14 protein-coding genes, 2 tRNA genes and 1 pseudogene are annotated in these 16,433 nt (G+C 71.4%); 11 read left to right on the top strand and 6 right to left on the bottom strand.

Going from position 1 to position 16,433, the window contains the following annotated elements; translation table 11 throughout:
- Positions 1-27: 27 nt before the first annotated feature.
- The 3 genes from BX286_RS16105 to BX286_RS16095 all read left to right on the top strand — a co-directional run bounded on the left by BX286_RS16105 (position 28) and on the right by BX286_RS16095 (position 2,949).
- On the top strand, positions 28-1,857 hold the full coding sequence (locus BX286_RS16105; RefSeq protein ID WP_398898585.1) for an MFS transporter: 1,830 nt from the start codon (positions 28-30) through the stop codon (positions 1,855-1,857).
- A gap of 90 nt (positions 1,858-1,947) precedes the next feature.
- Positions 1,948-2,169, top strand: a complete 222-nt coding sequence (locus tag BX286_RS16100; protein ID WP_121015289.1) for a hypothetical protein — start codon at positions 1,948-1,950, stop codon at positions 2,167-2,169.
- A 111-nt stretch (positions 2,170-2,280) separates the two neighbouring features.
- Positions 2,281-2,949: a sortase domain-bontaining protein gene (locus BX286_RS16095; protein ID WP_121015287.1), complete on the top strand. Its 669-nt coding sequence runs from the start codon at positions 2,281-2,283 to the stop codon at positions 2,947-2,949.
- A 552-nt stretch (positions 2,950-3,501) separates the two neighbouring features.
- Here the strand turns inward: BX286_RS16095 and BX286_RS37005 are convergent.
- Positions 3,502-4,683, bottom strand: a complete 1,182-nt coding sequence (locus tag BX286_RS37005) for a DUF4231 domain-containing protein (RefSeq protein ID WP_121015285.1) — start codon at positions 4,681-4,683, stop codon at positions 3,502-3,504.
- Positions 4,684-4,902: 219 nt separating this feature from the next.
- Here BX286_RS37005 and BX286_RS36085 point away from each other — a divergent pair.
- Both BX286_RS36085 and BX286_RS16080 read left to right on the top strand, forming a co-directional pair.
- A tRNA-OTHER gene (locus BX286_RS36085) sits at positions 4,903-4,981 on the top strand.
- Between the two features lie 639 nt (positions 4,982-5,620).
- Positions 5,621-6,095, top strand: a pseudogene (locus BX286_RS16080) (tyrosine-type recombinase/integrase); the annotation flags it as partial.
- Between the two features lie 68 nt (positions 6,096-6,163).
- Here BX286_RS16080 and BX286_RS16075 read toward each other — a convergent pair.
- Positions 6,164-6,239, bottom strand: a tRNA-Arg gene (locus tag BX286_RS16075).
- 70 nt (positions 6,240-6,309) lie between these two features.
- Between BX286_RS16075 and BX286_RS16070 the strand changes: the two genes are divergently transcribed.
- Entirely contained in the window at positions 6,310-6,633 is a 324-nt protein-coding gene (locus BX286_RS16070) for a hypothetical protein (protein ID WP_121015283.1), read from the top strand.
- Positions 6,630-7,829, top strand: a complete 1,200-nt coding sequence (locus BX286_RS16065) for a cytochrome P450 (protein ID WP_121015281.1) — start codon at positions 6,630-6,632, stop codon at positions 7,827-7,829. The genes BX286_RS16070 and BX286_RS16065 overlap by 4 nt, the downstream gene beginning before the upstream one ends.
- Before the next feature lie 18 nt (positions 7,830-7,847).
- On the opposite strand, the gene BX286_RS16060 is transcribed toward BX286_RS16065, so the two are convergent.
- Both BX286_RS16060 and BX286_RS16055 read right to left on the bottom strand, forming a co-directional pair.
- Entirely contained in the window at positions 7,848-8,327 is a 480-nt protein-coding gene (locus BX286_RS16060) for a RidA family protein (protein WP_079427789.1), read from the bottom strand.
- Between the two features lie 26 nt (positions 8,328-8,353).
- The gene (locus tag BX286_RS16055) at positions 8,354-9,631 is read right to left on the bottom strand and encodes a M6 family metalloprotease domain-containing protein (protein ID WP_079427787.1); all 1,278 of its coding nucleotides are present in this window, start codon (positions 9,629-9,631) and stop codon (positions 8,354-8,356) included.
- Between the two features lie 264 nt (positions 9,632-9,895).
- Here BX286_RS16055 and BX286_RS16050 point away from each other — a divergent pair, with 264 nt between their 5' ends.
- From BX286_RS16050 to BX286_RS16040, 3 genes are all read left to right on the top strand, one after another.
- Positions 9,896-10,594: a TetR/AcrR family transcriptional regulator gene (locus BX286_RS16050; RefSeq protein WP_121015279.1), complete on the top strand. Its 699-nt coding sequence runs from the start codon at positions 9,896-9,898 to the stop codon at positions 10,592-10,594.
- 119 nt (positions 10,595-10,713) lie between these two features.
- Entirely contained in the window at positions 10,714-12,267 is a 1,554-nt protein-coding gene (locus BX286_RS16045) for an MFS transporter (RefSeq protein WP_079427783.1), read from the top strand.
- Between the two features lie 146 nt (positions 12,268-12,413).
- Entirely contained in the window at positions 12,414-13,202 is a 789-nt protein-coding gene (locus tag BX286_RS16040; RefSeq protein WP_261993437.1) for a dioxygenase, read from the top strand.
- Here the strand turns inward: BX286_RS16040 and BX286_RS16035 are convergent.
- Positions 13,199-13,837, bottom strand: a complete 639-nt coding sequence (locus BX286_RS16035; protein WP_121015277.1) for a Uma2 family endonuclease — start codon at positions 13,835-13,837, stop codon at positions 13,199-13,201. The genes BX286_RS16040 and BX286_RS16035 overlap by 4 nt on opposite strands.
- Before the next feature lie 476 nt (positions 13,838-14,313).
- On the opposite strand from BX286_RS16035, the gene BX286_RS16030 reads away from it, so the two are divergent.
- Positions 14,314-15,291, top strand: coding sequence for an RNA polymerase sigma factor RpoD/SigA (locus BX286_RS16030; RefSeq protein WP_079427777.1), 978 nt, complete (start codon positions 14,314-14,316; stop codon positions 15,289-15,291).
- Between the two features lie 150 nt (positions 15,292-15,441).
- Here the strand turns inward: BX286_RS16030 and BX286_RS16025 are convergent, their stop codons facing one another.
- Positions 15,442-16,419 (bottom strand): YafY family protein, encoded by a 978-nt coding sequence (locus tag BX286_RS16025; RefSeq protein WP_079427775.1) that lies wholly within the window; start codon positions 16,417-16,419, stop codon positions 15,442-15,444.
- Positions 16,420-16,433: the final 14 nt, after the last annotated feature.

Below are 16,433 nucleotides of genomic sequence, written 5' to 3'. Positions count from 1 at the left end.
GCCGGTGTCGGGAAGAGAGCATCGGTCGTGACCACAGCTGAGCAGCACAAGCCCGGAGGCCGGGTACCCGGCCAGAGACGGCAACCGCCCGCCGCGGATCCGGCGGGCGGCGTCCTGGGCTGGGCGCACCGCCACCCGGTGCCGGTGGCCGCCGCCGTGGCGGCCGTCCTGCACGTCGTCTGGTTCTTCTGCTTCGCCAACAGCGGCGGGGACCTGGCCGCGCAGGACGCGTGGGCGGAGTTCGTCGGCCGGCACCCGGACACGGCGTACAACCTCGCCTGGTACGGCGGTATGCACCCGGTCTCGTACAGCGTGGTGTCCCCGTACGTCATGCACGTGCTCGGGGTCCGCACCACGATGATGATCGCCGGGACCTGCTCGGCGGCCCTGCTCGCCCTGGTCCTGACCCGCTGCCGGGGTGCCGTCCGGCGCCCGCTGTGGCCGGCCCTGGCCGGGGTCTACGGACTGTTCTGCAACGCCCTCTCGGGCCGCGTCACCTTCGGGCTCGGGACCCTGTTCGCGCTGGGGGCCGTCGCCGCCGTCTTCTGCTGGCCCCGCAAGTGGGCCCGGCGGCGCTGGGCCAAGGCCGCCGTCGCCGCGCCGCTGGCCGGGCTGGCGACCGCCGCGAGTCCGGTCGCGGGGCTGTTCCTCGGGGTGGTCGCGGCCGCGCTGTTCCTGAGCCGGCGGCGCCCGGGCGCGTACGCCCTGGGGCTGGCCCCGGCGGCGGTGGTCGGGCTGTCGGCCTGGCTGTTCCCGTTCTCCGGGACCCAGCCGATGAAGATCGGCTCGGCCTGGCTGCCGTTCGTCTTCGGGCTGGCCATCGCCTTCCTCGTGCCCAAGCGGTGGAAGACGGTACGGATCGCCGCGGCGGTGTACGCCCTCGGGGTGTTCCTGACCTGGGTGATCGACTCCCAGATCGGCTCGAACGCCACCCGCCTGGTCATGCTCTTCGGCGGGGCGGTCCTGCTCGCGGCCCTGCCCTACGAGGCCCCCCGCACCCGGCGCCGGTACGCCGTACTGCTGGCGTTCGTCGGCCTCAACGCCTGGATCACCACCAACAGCATCACCGACATCGTCCGCACCACCCCGGTGGCCGCCTGGAACCGCGAGCTGGCCCCGCTGGTCGACCAGCTGCAGAAGGCCGGCGCCGACCGGGGCCGGGTGGAGGTGGTCCCGGCCAGCAGCCACCGCGAGTCCTCGGCCTTCCCGGCGTACGTGAACCTCGCGCGCGGCTGGAACCGCCAGGCCGACCTGGAGCGCAACCCGCTCTTCTACGACGACACCCTCACCGCCGAGAGCTACCGGGGCTGGCTGGAGCGCTGGGCCGTGCACTACGTGGTGCTGCCCGCCGACAAGCCCGACTCGGGCGGGGAGGCGGAGGCGGAGCTGCTGCGCGGGGGGCTGCCGTACCTGCGGCAGATCTGGGGCGACGAGAACTGGCGGCTGTTCCAGGTGGAGGATCCGACGAGCCTGGTGAGCGGGCCGGCACGGGTGGTCCGGGCGGGAGCGGACCAGCTGGTCGTGGACGTCTCGGCGCCGGGCCGGGTGCTGGTGCGGATCCCGCACTCGCCGTGGCTGGGCCTGGTGGACGCCGCGGGCAAGGCCGTGGAGCCGCCGCAGGAGACCCCGGCGTCGAAGGCGCGGGGCGCGGCGGGGGCAGGGGCACCGAAGGAGTACGCCAACACCGCCGGGTGCCTGTTCAAGGCCGCCCCCGACGGCATGGGCGACGCGTGGACGGAGCTGCTGGCCCCGGCGCCCGGGGAGTACCGGATCGCGGCGAAGTACCAGCTCCCGCGGGGGACGCCCTGCCCGGAGGAGCTGCTGCGCACCGTCCGGGGGACGGCGGGCCGCCCGTGACGAACGGCCCGGGTGCACGACGCCACACATCCGCATACCATCCCATTAATCCGATTGGTCGCTTCGCTTCCCGAAGGAGTTGACGACGGGATGAGCAAAGAGCAGAAGCAGGAAGTGCAGGCCGCGGTCGCCAAGGCGGTCGAGCAGCTCCAGCTCCAGACGCGGCGCGCGCAGGGCCACGGCCCCGAGCACGGTTTCGAAGGCCCCCTCCGCACCAAGGTGAAGGGCGGGGCACACACCAAGGCCGCCCTCAAGCGGTCCGGCACCCCCCAGGGCGACCGCATCGGCGAACGCAGCAGGGGCCTCAGCTGACGTCAGCCCTCCCCTCCCCGGGAGGGCTCTTTACGACTCCGCGCCCGACCCTCCGGGCAGCTGTTACCTCACCGACGCACCCCCCGTACACGCCCCGCATAGCGTCCCCCCATGCCCCCCACGCCCACGCCCCCCACGCCCACCCGCACCCCCAACCGCACCCCCGCCCCGATCCCGCGCACCCTGGCCGCCACCGCCCTGACCCTCACGGCCGCCGCCCTCGCCCTCACGGCCTGCGGCACCGCCTCGGCGACGAGGCTCCCGCCGGCCCCGAAGATCACCCCCACCGGCGCCGCCCCGGCCCCGTCCCCGGCCCCCGCCCTGGAGCGCTCCCGGCCCACGGGCCTGAGGATCGAGGCGGCGGGGGTGGACGCCCACCGGATGCTCGCCCTCAAGACCGACCCCGCCACCGGCGAGCTGAACGTCCCCGACCCCGACACGGAGGCGGACACCCCCGGCTGGTGGACCCAGGGCGCGACCCCGGGCGAAAAGGGCGTCTCGGTCCTCGTGGCCCACTTCGACACGAAGCACGGCCCGGCCCTGATGAAGGACGTCGCGAAGATCGGACTCGGCGACCTGGTGGAGGTCCCGCGCGAGGACGGCAGCACGGCGAGGTTCAAGATCCGCGAGATCGAGGACGTCAACAAGAAGGACTTCCCCACCCAGAAGGTCTACGCGGACACCGCCCGCCCGGAGCTCCGCCTCCTGACCTGCGGCGGCGACATCGAGAACGGCCACCGCACCAACAACGTGATCCTCTACGCGGACCTGGTCGCCTGACGCCGCCCGCCCCCCGGCCACGACGAAGGCCCCCAGCCGATCCCGGCTGAGGGCCTCCCGTCACTGTGCCCCCGGCAGGATTCGAACCTGCGACACCCGCTTTAGGAGTTCGCCTGGGGGCAACCCGATGCGGGTCGACCCCAGGACGCATCGTCTCTCCTCGGCTGCTCGCGGGCGCCACGGTCCACTCACGTTGTTGTCAGCCGCGGATGTCAGAGGTCGATCACCACCAAGACCACTTCTTCTTCCGAAGCGCCCGCTTCTTCGCCTTGGCTTCGGCCTCCTCGCGGTCTGCTTTGCCTCGCGCTGTCCACTCACCCTGATGCAGGTGGCATTGGCCGCTACCTACGATGGCCAGCCTTGTGCACCGACCACCGTCCTTCTTCGGAGCCCCACACCTCGGCTGGGTCACTTGCTCGTGTCTCCTTCCCCCTTCACCACACGGACGCTCGCAGCGTCTCGCCGCGCACCCAGGCTGGGAAGGCGCACACGGGAGCACAGCAGGGCACACGGCTCCGGAGGCCCCGTGCGCCACAAGAGTTCTCGCAACGGTCAGATGACGTCGGCCTGGCCCTGATGCGGCTGTTCCAACTGTTGTTCCCGCTTGCGCTGCTCCATCCGAAGCATCTCTACGTTCTCCGCGAACCTCTCCAGGTTTACCGCCGCGTCCTCATCTGCGTATGGCGCAATCCCCAGATCAAAGGCTGTGGCATGCTGCTCTACCTGATCTGCGGTCTGCTGAAGGTTGTACGCCCGCTCACGGAATTTGAAGTAGCCCGTCACGGCGGTAGCGAACGCCAGAAACGACCCCAAAACGATCAGGATCGTCTTACCCGGCTGCGGGGTCTCCCAGAAGGCCGTAGTCGCCGTGGTCCCCACCGACGCGAAGAACACCCCCCACTGAAACCAGTTGTGAATACGCCGGTAGAGCCGTGTATCCCGCCGCAAGCGATCTATCACCCGCGGTACGTGCTCCCGGTAGCTGTCCCGCCGCTCCGTCGTCGGGCGGGTCTTTGCGGCGTTGAGAGTCCACCGGTCATGGATGATCTCCAGATCTCTGCGGAGCTGGAACACCGACCTGACACCGTGTTTCTCGTCCTTCACCCGCAGGAAGAAGCCGACTAGGAACACCACCACCAGGACCAGCATCACCGCGATGGTCACGATGTTGAACGTGCGCAGCGCCGGCACGTCCTCCGGCCACAGGTTTCCCCACCCGGCCACTGCCAGAACCAGCGGCATCATCACAAGCGGCACCAGCCGGAGCCACCGCGACAGAAGAGCCCTGCGTATACGGCGCTCCGCCGTCGCGACGTTTCGCCGGTAGGTGATAACGCTGTTCGCGTACTCGTGTTGTTGAGCGGGCTCCAGGGTCCATCCGTACTCTTGTTTTGGGTCATTGAGGGATTCAATGACCTCTTCAACGAGGTCACCCCAGGTGGAATTCGAGTCCGCTGTGAAAAAATTCTCAAGTCGTACGTACCGTTTGTATCGGTCAGGTGACCCGTACCTGAGGTGGAAGACGTATGCACCGCCACTGGCGTATCTGACTTGCCTGGCTATTTGGACATGCATGGTCCATTTGAGTTCTTCCCTGTCGGTCTTCCAGGCGGCGGAGAGGATCGCGTCTACGCCCTCCCAGGTCAGTACGAAGTCCTCGGGGAGATGGGTGAGTGTGTCCGCCTCGGACAGCCGCTGGTCTTCGTATGCGAGGTGACGCAAGACATCACCCACTCACGATTCGTACCTGTGAGGGGTCTCGGGTTCATGTTCGCGCGGCACGTCGGTCAGGCCAGACATCGCGGAGTCGCTCCCGGTCAAGGGTGGTGGTGGACAGTCGACGGCACGATACCGCCGACCTGCCTTCGACCGGCCGGTAATCCGCCTGTTCAGCCTTGGAGTTGACTGCACCTTCCCCTAAGAGGCCACCCCAGGCTCGGCGTACGCGACGACGCGGAGGGTGCGGCGCCGGCGGTCTTGGAAACCGTCGTGGCGCGAGTCGCCGTGGGTTCAAATCCCACACCCCACCGCAGGCGAACGGCCCCTGGCCAGGCAAGACGGTCAGGGGCTGTTTGTGTGGGCGTTGTCTGCTGACGACCGTCATTCCCCGCTGCTTCCCCACGGAACGGGCGCGGGCAGGGCACGGCCCGTCTTCTGATCCGTGGCTCTAGCTGGATCGGTCGCCTAGGGTGCGTCCATGAAATCGGTTGCGGCGATCTTTGCCGTCCTTGGGGGCGTTCTTCCTGTCACCGCATTGCTCTGGGGTTGGCGAGCAACTCGCAGGGAGTACGCGCGGTTGGTATCTGATCTCGACGCCATCGACGTCGTGATAGAAGCTCCTGAGGGTGCATATCCAAGTATGACGGACCGGTCTGAAGCAATGTATGCAATTCGGGCGCCTAAATTCAATGTCGGGCGTACCACGTACACCTATGAGTGGATGCAGCGGCTGATCCTTCAGCAAGCGATGTCGGAACTCCGAGGGCCTGCGTGGCTTGCTGGGGCGGGTATTGCCTGCGGCACTGTGGCAAGCGTTTGGTCCCTCTGGCTGTAGCTGCTCCCTCAGCCACCACTCTCCCCAACTCCCATCCCGTCTGCCGTCGACCCACACGCATGTGGAGCGCCCGCAGGATCCCTCCCTTACCGACATGCCTCCTCGACAAGCGGGTGCGTGCTCCACGTTCGCCAGCAGACCCAGCGCCGGAGGGGCGTGCTGTACGACGACGACCCCAAGGGCCGTCGTCGCCGGACCGTACCGCTCCCAGCGATGTGCATCGCCCTGCTCCGCTGGCACCGCATACGCCAGATCGCCGCCTCACGGACGGTGGGGGAGTCGTGGGACGCAGGCGGGTACGTCTTCGCCACCCGCAACGGCCGGCCGATCGAGCCGCACAACGTGTACCGGTCCTTCACGCGTGTAGCCGTCGCCGACGGCCTGCGGGTCATCCGTCTCCATGACGCCCGGCACGGATGCGCCACACTGCTCACTGCTGCTGGGGGTGCCTCCCCGCGTGGTGATGGAGATCCTCGGCCACAGCCAGATCAGCATCGCGATGGACGTGTACACGCACGTCGTCCAGGACACGCAGCGTGAGGCGATCAGCCACATGGACCGCCTGCTCAGGAGGCGCCCGGGCCGTTCCTGACCGTTGCTGTTGATGTCAGCCGTGGATGTCAAAGACCACCTACCAAAATCGGTAGGTGGTCTTTTCCCTGGTGCCCCCGGCAGGATTCGAACCTGCGACACCCGCTTTAGGAGAGCGGTGCTCTATCCCCTGAGCTACGAAGGCGGGGCCTCGTGGAGGCCCGGGCCGCCGTGAGGCGGTCCAGGCACAGCGTAGCGGATCAGGTAGCGGCTCCGTGGGCCGGTTTCCCGCCGGGGCGGACGCGGGGGTCGGGGCGGCCGTCGAGGAGGCCACCCGGGCCACCGGGCGCCGTCCGCTGGTGGCGGCGGTCTCGCTGGGCGGGTACGTCGCCCTCGCCTACGGGGCCGCGCGCCCGGACACCGCGGCCGGCCTCCTCGTCCAGGGTTCCACCGCCCGGTCCTGCGCGGCGGCCTGGTACGCAGCCGTGAACTCCTCGCCGTCGCCCGCCCGGAGGCCTTCGCCGGACAAGATCACGCCGGGGGTCCGCGCCCGCATAATCGTCGCGGGGGCCGTTCCGTACCGAGGGGGAGAAACATGACCGAAGCCGTCGCGAGCGCCGAGACCGCCGTGTTGCCGCAGCCGTTCGGGGAGGGGTTCGCGGTGGACCCCTATGCCGTGTACGCGCGGCTGCGCGCCGAGGGGTCCGTGCACCGGGTCGCGCTGCCCGACGGGGCGCCGGTGTGGCTCGTGACGCACGAGGCCGATGTGCGCGCGGGGCTGGCCGACGGCAGGTTCTCGGTGGACAAGCGGCACTCCCGGGGCGGGTTCAAGGGCTTCTCGCTGCCTCCCGCGCTGGACGCGAACCTGCTGAACATCGGCCCCGAGGACCACCTGAGGCTGCGCCGCCTGGTGGCGCAGGGGTTCACGCCCCGGCACGTCGAGGGGATGCGCACGGCGATCCAGGCGGCGGTCGACGCGTTCGGGGACCGGCTCGTCGCGCGGCTGGAGGCCGAGGGGACCGCCGACGTGGTCGCCGAGTTCGCCAGGCCGCTGCCGCTGAAGGTCATCGGGGACCTGCTGGCCGTGCCGGAGGAGGAGTACGGGCGGTTCGCCGGGTGGATCGGGTCGATGCTCCTGCCCGGCAGCGGCGAGGAGCTCGCCGGGGCGGTGCGCAGCGTCCACGGGTACCTGGTGGAGCTCGTCGCCGCGCGGCGCGCCGCCCCCGGCGACGACATCCTGTCGGGGCTGATCGCCGCCCGGGACTCCGGCGACCGGCTCGGCGAGGACGAGCTGGTCTCCCTCGCCTTCCTGATCCTCATGGCGGGAAGCGAGAACGTCCAGCACCTGATCAGCGGCGGTCTGCTCACCCTCCTGACGCACGGGCTGGAGCGCCCGGAGCTGCTGCCGGAGGCCGTCGAGGAGCTCTTCCGGTACGCGGTCCCCAACCACACCGCCATCCGCCGCTTCCCGACCGAGCCGGTCGAGATCGGCGGCGTACGGATCCCCGCGGGCGACACGGTGCTGTTCTCGATCGCCTCCGCCCACCGGGACCCGGCCCGCTACCCCGACCCGGACCGCTTCGATCCCGGCCGGGCCGACAAGGCCCACCTGGCCCTCGGGCACGGGGTGCACTACTGCCTCGGCGCACCGCTGGCCCGTACGCAGGTCACGCTCGCCCTCGGGACCCTGCTGCGGCGGCTGCCGGGGCTGCGGCCGGCGGTGCCCGTACGGGAGCTGGAGTGGAGCACCACGTTCAGGTTCCGTGCGCTGCGCGCGCTGCCCGTCACCGCCTGAACGCCCTGGACGGTCTGTTCAGACCCCCATCGGGGTGTGGAGTTCCACGGTGAGTTCGACCTCCACCGGCGCGTCCAGCGGCAGTACGGCCACCCCGACCGCGCTGCGTGCGTGGATGCCCGCGTCGCCGAAGGCGGTGCCCAGCAGTTCGCTCGCGCCGTTGACCACGCCCGGCTGGCCGGTGAAGTCGGGGGTGGAGGCCACGAAGCCGACGACCTTCACCACCCGTTTCACGGCGGACAGGTCCCCGGCCACCGAGGCCACGGCGGCGAGGGCGTTCAGCGCGCACTGCCGGGCCAGTTCGGCGCCCTCCTCCGGGGTGACCTCGCCGCCCACCTTCCCGGTGCGCTGCAGTGCCCCGTCCACCATGGGCAGCTGGCCGGAGGTGTACACGTAGTGGCCGCTCACCACCGCCGGCACGTACACGGCGACGGGCGGGGCGACCGGCGGGAGTTTCAGCCCGGCGGCCGCCAGGCGTTCTTCGGGGGTGGTGTTCATGGGGAGCGCTCCTCGTGTGGAAGGGGTCAGGGGCGGGTGACGCGGACCCGGAAGCCGCCGTCCGGGAGGGCCGCCAGCACCGCGATGCTGATGTGCGCCTTGTCGTCGGTGAAGGTCTCGCCCGGCCGGAACGGCGCGTCCGACAGCTCGGCGTGCACGTTGGGGCGGCGCGTGCACCCGCCGCTGCCGTTCGCGCTGTCCGAGACCGTCACCGGCCCGCGCCCGGTGTCCACCTCCGAGTCCACCTTGTAGATCAGCACCCCGGGTTTGCAGACGGCCTCGTCGTTCCCGGCCCGGGTGCGCACCTCGATGGCGTAGCCGGCGCTCTCCGAGAGGGGGACGAAGGCCAGCTTCGTGCCGCCCGCCGCGGCCAGCGGGGTCAGCAGGTGCTCGCTGGCGCCCGGCTTGGAGGCGCAGCTGATCTGGGACGCGTCGAGCCAGCCCAGCTTCCACTTGTGCCAGCCGAGGAGGTCGTTGTTGGCGCCCCAGTCCTCGCTCATGATGTCCCAGTGCCCGACCGTGCCGCCGCCGTCGGTGGTGTAGAGGTCGGGCAGTCCGAAGACGTGCCCGTTCTCGTGCGGCAGCACCCGGTAGCCGGTCTCCCGGTAGGAGCCGGAGCCGTCGTCCTGCCGGCTGTAGACGAAGGACGTGTTCGCGAGCGGCACCCCGTCGGCCATGGGCGCCTCCCCGTTGCCGGAGAAGGTGACCGACAGGACGGTGTCCAGCGCGGACGGTCCGGCGTTCGGGGTGACCAGGATGTTGATCAGGTCGTAGCGGCTGAAGTCCACCTCGGCGTCGGCGGCCCGCGCGATGTGCTCGACCAGCTGGCGGTAGCCCGGCTCGTAGGGGGAGCCGCGCTCGATCCCGTACGCCGCGAAGGGCATCGGCATCCGCAGCCAGTTCCGTATCGGGGCCTCGGCCCGGTAGGTCAGCCGGCCGTAGGAACTGGTGCGGAACCAGTCGGAGGTCTGGGGGAAGAACTCCGCCAGCCGGTCCATCGCCGAGCCCTCTCCCTTGGCGTCGGGGAAATCGATCATCAGGTTGAGGGCGCGTACCTCGCCCGTCGAGCGGGCGTACCCGGGCGCGGTCGGCAGGCCCTCCGACATCTGGACGCCCATGGTCGCGGAGATCCGGCAGGGCGCCAGGGCGGATTCGGCACTGGCGGCCTTGGGGCCCGAGGTGGCGTGCCCGCGGCCGTGGATGCCCCCGCTGGCGGTGGCGGTGACGCCCAGGGCCAGGGCGGTGAGGCCGATGAACGCGCCGGTGCGGCAGGGTCTGCGTATCCGGGGGCGGGTCTGCGGCATGGAGATCGCCTTCGGGTGCGCGGCAGCCGGCCGGGTCCGGACTGCTCTCTGTGCGCTCACCCTCCGTCCGCTGCGACACGCCCGCGCGTCGAAAGCGGCCAAACGGGACGGAAGCCCAGGATTCGGGCGTGATGCGGGTCACACGGAGGAGTGAAATAACCGGGGACTGGTTCCCCGTTTGCAAGAGAGCTCCCGCAAGCGGGGAGCGAGTCCCCGGTTCGGGGAGTGTCCGTCCGTACGAGTTCCAGCCCAGGGAGGCCCGGAATGCAGAGCGCCACCGCCACCGCCCCGGCCACCGTCACCGCTCCGGCCGCCGCCACCGCTCCGGCCGCCGCCACCCGGGTGCCCAAGCCGCGCGCCGACGCGGTGCGCAACCGGGAGCGGATCCTCGGTGCGGCCCGCGAGATGTTCGTGGAGTTCGGCGCGGACGCCCCCCTCGACGAGATCGCCCGCCGGGCCGGGATCGGCAACGCCACCCTGTACCGGCACTTCCCCGACCGGGCCGACCTCGTCCACCACGTGGTGCTCTACGTGATGGACCGGGTCACCGCCCAGGCCGAGGACGCCCTCGCGGAGGAGCCCGACGCCTTCGCCGCGCTCTGCCGCTTCGCGCACGCCGCGGCCGACGAGCGGATCGGCGCCCTGTGCACGATGCTCACGTCCGGCTTCGACCACGACCACCCCGAACTCCTCGCCGCGCGCGAGGCGTTGGGGGCCGCCGTGGACGCCCTGGTCGCCGCCGGCCAGAGCGCGGGCCTGCTCCGCGCCGACATCGGCACCGGTGATCTGATGCTCGCCCTGTCCCAGCTCGCCCGTCCCCTCCCCGGGACCGACTGCACGATGGTGGGCGGCTTCGTCCACCGCCACCTCCAGCTCTTCCTCGACGGGCTGCGGCCCCCGGCCCGCTCCCAACTCCCCGGTACGGCCCTCACGTTGCAGGACCTCAGCCGGAAAACCATGTGACGCGGAGCCTCCTCCTTCCGTAGTCTCGAAAACTGCCTCTTTTCGTTTCATTCCTTTCTTTTCCAGTCATTCCGTTCGTTCGTTCCGCACAGTGAACGCACAGTGAAGTGGGTACCCCCATGTCCAAAACAGCCGCGTCCGCCTCGCCGGCTGCCGCTGCCGCCGCCGATCCCAGTCGCTGGAAGGCCCTGGTCTTCATCGCGCTGGCGCAGCTGATGGTCGTGCTCGACGCGACCATCGTGAACATCGCCCTGCCCTCCGCGCAGACCGACCTCGGCATCTCCGACGGCAACCGCCAGTGGGTCATCACCGCCTACGCGCTGGCCTTCGGCGGTCTGCTCCTCTTCGGCGGCCGCATCGCCGACAAGTGGGGCCGCAAGAACGCCTTCATCACCGGTCTCGCCGGTTTCGCCCTGGCCTCCGCCCTCGGCGGCGCCGCGAACGGCGAGGCGATGATGCTGGGGGCCCGCGCCCTCCAGGGCGCCTTCGGCGCGCTGCTCGCCCCGGCCGCGCTGTCGCTGCTGGCGGTCACCTTCACCGACGCCAGGGAGCGCGCCAAGGCCTTCGGCATCTACGGCGCGATCGCGGGCGGCGGCGGCGCCGTCGGCCTGATCCTCGGCGGCTTCCTGACCGAGTACCTCAACTGGCGCTGGACGTTCTTCGTCAACATCCCCTTCGCGGTCGTCGCGGCCGCGGGTGCGTGGATGGTCATCCGCGAGCCGGCCGGCTCCCGCAACAGCGCCCGCCTCGACATCCCCGGCGTGGTCCTCTCGACCCTCGGTCTGGTCTCGCTCGTCTACGGGTTCACCCGCGCCGAGTCCGCCGGCTGGACGGACCCGGTCACCGTGGGCCTGTTCATCGCCTCCGTCGTGCTGCTCGCGGCCTTCGTGGGCGTCGAGTCCAAGGTCAAGTCCCCGCTGCTGCCGCTGCGCGTCCTGCTGGAGCGCAACCGCGGCGGTGTCTACCTCTCGCTCGGCCTCGCCGTCATTGCGATGTTCGGCCTGTTCCTCTTCCTGACCTACTACCTCCAGGTCGTGAAGGGCTTCTCGCCCGTCAAGACCGGCTTCGCCTTCCTGCCGATGATCGCGGGCATGATCACGGGCTCCACCCAGATCGGCGCCCGCCTCATGACCCGGGTCGCGCCGCGGCTGCTGATGGGCCCGGGCTTCCTGCTCGCCGCCACCGGCATGCTGCTGCTGACCCAGCTGGAGGTCGGATCCTCCTACCCGGCGCTGATCCTGCCGGCGCAGCTGCTGCTGGGTCTGGGCATGGGCACCGCGTTCATGCCGGCCATGTCCCTGGCCACGTACGGGGTGAACCCGGCCGACGCCGGTGTGGCCTCGGCCATGGTCAACACCTCCCAGCAGGTCGGCGGCGCGATCGGCACCGCCCTGCTGAACACCATCGCCGCCTCGGCGACCACCGCCTACCTGACCGACCACGCCGCCCAGGCCGCGGCGGGCGGTGCCGTGGGGCAGCTGGTCCAGGCGCAGGCCATGGTCGAGGGCTACTCCTCGGCGATCTGGTGGGCCGTCGGCATCCTCGCGGTCAGCGCGGCCATCGCGTTCACCCTGATCAACACCGGCCGTCCGGGCCAGGGCGGCCCGGTGGCCGCCGGCTCCGGCGCGGCCTCCGAGGACGCCGAGCTCCTCGTCCCGGTGATCGCCCACTGACGGGGGCGCGTGCGCGGGAATGACTGAGAACCCCGCTTCGTTCAAATTTGAACGAAGCGGGGTTAGTCTTTTCGGGTGAACCGAGTACGCCCTCCCCGCGGACGACGTACGCCGTACGACCGGCCCGACGGCCCGAGGAGCGCCCGATGACCACAGCCCCCGCCCCCGCCCGCATGCCGGCGCTCTACCTCAGCCACGGCGCGCCCCCGCTCGCCGACGACCCGCTGTGGCCCTCCGAGCTCGCCGCCTGGTCGGCGGGCCTGCCCCGGCCGCGCGCGATCCTGATGGTCTCCGCCCACTGGGAGGAGGCCCCCCTGGCCCTCGCCGCCACCGAGCCGGCCCCCCTCGTGTACGACTTCTGGGGCTTTCCCGAGCACTACTACCGCGTCCGCTACGGCGCCCCCGGCGCCCCGGAGCTCGCCGCCTCGGTCCGCGCCCTGCTGAAGGCCCCCGGCACCCCGGTCCAGGACGTCCCGGACCGCGGCCTCGACCACGGCGCGTACGTCCCCCTCGTCGAGATGTACCCCGAGGCCGACATACCGGTCCTCCAGATCTCCCTGCCCACCCTGGACCCCGCCCGCCTGATGGACATCGGCCGCAAGCTCGCACCGCTGCGCGACGAAGGCGTGCTGATCGTCGGCAGCGGCTTCTTCACCCACAACCTGGCCGCCCTGCGGCACACCGGCCCCGGCGTGCCCGGCTGGTCGGCGGAGTTCGACGCCTGGGGCCGCGAGGCCCTGGCCGCCCACGACGTGGACGCCCTGCTCGACTTCGAGGCCAAGTCCCCGGCGGGCCGCCTGGCCCACCCCCGCACGGAACACTTCGCCCCGCTGTTCGTCACCCTCGGCGCCGCCGGCTCCGACCTCACGGCCCAGTCCACCCCGGTGGACGGGTTCTGGATGGGGCTGTCGAAGCGGTCGGTGCAGTTCGGCTAGGAGGCGTCGCGGGCGGGTCCGGTGATCGCCTCTCCGATGACGAACCCCTTGGCCGGCCCGTCCGGGATGGTGGCCTCCCGGCCGTAGGGGACGCGGATCATTGCGGCGTAGTCGGCCCGCTGGGGGTTGGGTGAGGTGAGTACGGTGATCTTTCCCCCGTCGTCGTAGTCGTCGACGATGACGTACACGGGGATCCCGGCGCGGGCGTACGACCGGCGCTTGCGCACCCGGTCGCGTGCGGTGCCGTCGTATCCCGGGGAGACGACCTCGACGACGACTTCCACGGCCGAGGCCTTGAGGCCGATGCCGTCCTCGGTGACGTGCTCCTCGGCCTCCTCGGGGGCTACGACGACGTCGGGGATCCAGACCTTGCGCCCATGGACGACGTTGATGTCCTGGTAGGCCGCGAGTTCGCCGGCGTCCAGGAATGTGTCCAGGGCGCGGCGTAGGCGGTTGGCCACCCGGGCGTGTGAGTAGCGACCGGTGGGCGACACCTCGATGGACCCCTCGATGATCTCGGCGTGGAAGCCCTCGGGGAGTGTCTCGACCGTGGCTCGCCATGCGGACCACAGGGCCTCGTCCAGCTCTGAGTGGGGCATGGCGGCCTCGGTGGGCTCGTGGGCCAGAGCGGTCATGGTGCAGCACCTCCTCCTCCAGTGTGGGCGTCGTCGGCCGGGCGGTACAAGCGACTCCACGACGCTAGGGCGGGTCCGGGGTGTGCCGGAGGGATATGCCCAGGCCTCGCCCGAACGGGTGACCGGCAGGCAACCAGAAGCCCGCGCGGGCCGTCTTGGGGGGTGGGAGTGCAGCCCGTGAGCGGTGCCGGGGCCGATGTGCCGCGTGTGACGGCCGTCTCATCGGTGCCGGGACCGCGCGGACCGCCCGGGTGTGCCCGGAGCGGGTCTGACCTGCACCTCTTCTGGTTCTGGCAGCCCGCCCGAACCGCCCGGCCAGGGCGGCGGCGGGGCAGGATACTGCAAGATCCCGGAAAAGAGGGAGGCGTGTGGGAATTCTGTCCCGATTCCAGTCGTTGTTTCCCTCGGAAGCGGGCACTCGGGAGAGTGTCCGAAGACGCACCGCGACCGTTCATCGCATCGCAAGGGAGCACCGCATGGCAACCCGCGCCGTCGCCCGTCGTCAGTCCACGAGCAGCGCCCGCGCCGCGGGCGGGGAAATCGTCGACCGCGACCTGGTCGGCATGTACCTGGACGAGATCGCGCGCACCCCGCTGCTCGACGCCGCCCGGGAAGTGGAGCTCTCGCAGATCATCGAGGCGGGCGTCTACGCCCGGCAGATCCTCGACGGAGAGGTCGAGCGCGACGGGGAGACCCCCGCGCGCGAGGAGCTGGAGGTCCTGGCCGCCGAGGGGGAGCGCGCCAAGGAGGTCTTCATCCGGTCCAACCTCCGCCTCGTCGTCGCCGTCGCCCGGCGCTACCCACGCAGCGGACTGCCCCTCCTCGACCTGATCCAGGAGGGCAACGCGGGCCTGGTCCGCGCGGTGGAGAAGTTCGACTACACCAAGGGCTTCAAGTTCTCCACGTACGCCACGTGGTGGATCCGCCAGGCCATCACCCGCTCCATCGCCGACCAGTCCCGCACCATCCGCCTCCCCGTCCACCTGGTGGAGGAGCTCGGCCGGATCCGCCGCATCCAGCGCGAGTTCAACCGCGAGAACGGCCGCGACCCGGAGCACGCCGAGATCGCCGCCGAGCTCGACTCCACCGAGAAGCGCGTCGGCGACGTGCTGGACTGGGCGCGCGACCCGGTCAGCCTCAACATGTCCGTGGACGACGAGGGCGACACCCAGTTCGGCGACCTGCTGGAGGACACCGGCGCGATCTCCCCCGAGCAGTCCGTGCTCGCGCTGCTGCGCAGCGAGGAACTGGAGGACCTGCTCGGCAAGCTCGACCAGCGCACCGCGTCGATCATCAAGATGCGTTACGGCATCGAGGACGGCCGCGAGCGGACCCTGACGGAGGTCGGCAAGCAGCACGGGCTGACCCGCGAGCGGATCCGCCAGATCGAGAAGCACGCCCTGCTGGAGCTGAAGCGGATGGCCCGCGACACCGGTTTCGACGCCGTGGCCTGAGGCGCGTGAGGCCCGCGGCCTGACGCCCGGCCGAAGCCCCCGAGACGAGCCCCGGCACCCATCCCCCCCCGGGTGCCGGGGCTCCCCCCTGCCCCGGCCCGGCCGCCGGCCCCCTGCCGCCGCGCCGCGCACGGCACCTCCCGCGCCCCCTTACGCCGGCCCGGCCGGCCCCGTACCGCCGGACGGCGCCGATGCCGCCCCGGCCAGCCGGGTCGCCAGGGCCGCGGCCGCACGGACCAGGAACTCCGGCCCCCTCACCGTGAACTCCAGCCCCGTCAGCGCCATCCGCGCCGCCAGCCACTCCGGCCCGTCGCCGCTCTCGAAGCGCACCCGCGACCCCGGCCCCTCGGCCACCGCCCACTCCCGCAGCCACCCCGGCAGCTCCTGCGGCGGCGCCGCGAAGGACACGTCCGCCGGGTAGGTCTCCGCGCCCCGCAGCCCGCGCCGCACGAACTCGGCCGCCTCCATCGGCAGCGGCCGCGGGCTGAAGCGCGCCCCCGTCGGGAACGGCTCGCTCACCCGGTCCACCCGGAACGTGCGCCAGTCCTCCCGCTCCAGGTCGAAGGCCACCAGGTACCACCGGCTGCCCGTGCTGACCAGCCGGTACGGCTCCACCAGCCGCCGCGAGTCCACCCCGTCCCGCGCCCGGTACGCGAACCGCAGCCGCTCCGGCCCCGCCACCGCCGCGGCCATCGCCGTCAGCGTCCGCGGATCCACGCTCGGCCCGTCGCCCCGGGTCACTGCCACCGTGGCGGACTGCAGCGCCCCCACCCGGCGGCGCAGCCTGGCCGGCAGCACCTGCTCCAGCTTCGCCAGCGCCCGCACGGAGGCCTCCTCGACCCCCTCGATCGCGTGCCCGGCCCCCGCCCGCAGCCCCACCGCGATGGCCACGGCCTCCTCGTCGTCCAGCAGCAGCGGCGGCATGGCCGCGCCCGCCACCAGGCGGTACCCGCCGACCGCCCCCAGCGTGGCCTCCACCGGGTACCCCAGGTCCCGCAGCCGCTCGATGTCCCGCCGGATCGTCCGCGCGCTCACGCCCAGCCGCTCCGCCAGCTCGCTGCCCGGCCACTCGCGCGGGGTCTGGAGCAGGGACAGCAGGGTGAGCAGCCGGGCGGGGGTGTCGTTCATGTTTCAAGATTGCC

Source organism: Streptomyces sp. 3211.6 (assembly GCF_003634815.1).
In the GTDB taxonomy this organism is placed as follows: Bacteria; Actinomycetota; Actinomycetes; order Streptomycetales; family Streptomycetaceae; genus Streptomyces; species Streptomyces katrae_A.
This window is presented reverse-complemented; position numbering and strand designations above follow the sequence as displayed.

Bases quoted from the DNA above. Each gene is read 5' to 3' on its own strand.
- BX286_RS16100 (WP_121015289.1), top strand. From the start codon at position 1,948: ATGAGCAAAGAGCAGAAGCAGGAAGTGCAGGCCGCGGTCGCCAAGGCG.
- BX286_RS16065 (WP_121015281.1), top strand. From the start codon at position 6,630: ATGACCGAAGCCGTCGCGAGCGCCGAGACCGCCGTGTTGCCGCAGCCG.
- BX286_RS16060 (WP_079427789.1), bottom strand. From the start codon at position 8,327: ATGAACACCACCCCCGAAGAACGCCTGGCGGCCGCCGGGCTGAAACTC.
- BX286_RS16035 (WP_121015277.1), bottom strand. From the start codon at position 13,837: ATGACCGCTCTGGCCCACGAGCCCACCGAGGCCGCCATGCCCCACTCA.
- BX286_RS16045 (WP_079427783.1), top strand. From the start codon at position 10,714: ATGTCCAAAACAGCCGCGTCCGCCTCGCCGGCTGCCGCTGCCGCCGCC.
- BX286_RS16025 (WP_079427775.1), bottom strand. From the start codon at position 16,419: ATGAACGACACCCCCGCCCGGCTGCTCACCCTGCTGTCCCTGCTCCAG.
- BX286_RS16095 (WP_121015287.1), top strand. From the start codon at position 2,281: ATGCCCCCCACGCCCACGCCCCCCACGCCCACCCGCACCCCCAACCGC.
- BX286_RS16030 (WP_079427777.1), top strand. From the start codon at position 14,314: ATGGCAACCCGCGCCGTCGCCCGTCGTCAGTCCACGAGCAGCGCCCGC.
- BX286_RS16050 (WP_121015279.1), top strand. From the start codon at position 9,896: ATGCAGAGCGCCACCGCCACCGCCCCGGCCACCGTCACCGCTCCGGCC.
- BX286_RS16040 (WP_261993437.1), top strand. From the start codon at position 12,414: ATGACCACAGCCCCCGCCCCCGCCCGCATGCCGGCGCTCTACCTCAGC.
- BX286_RS16055 (WP_079427787.1), bottom strand. From the start codon at position 9,631: ATGCCGCAGACCCGCCCCCGGATACGCAGACCCTGCCGCACCGGCGCG.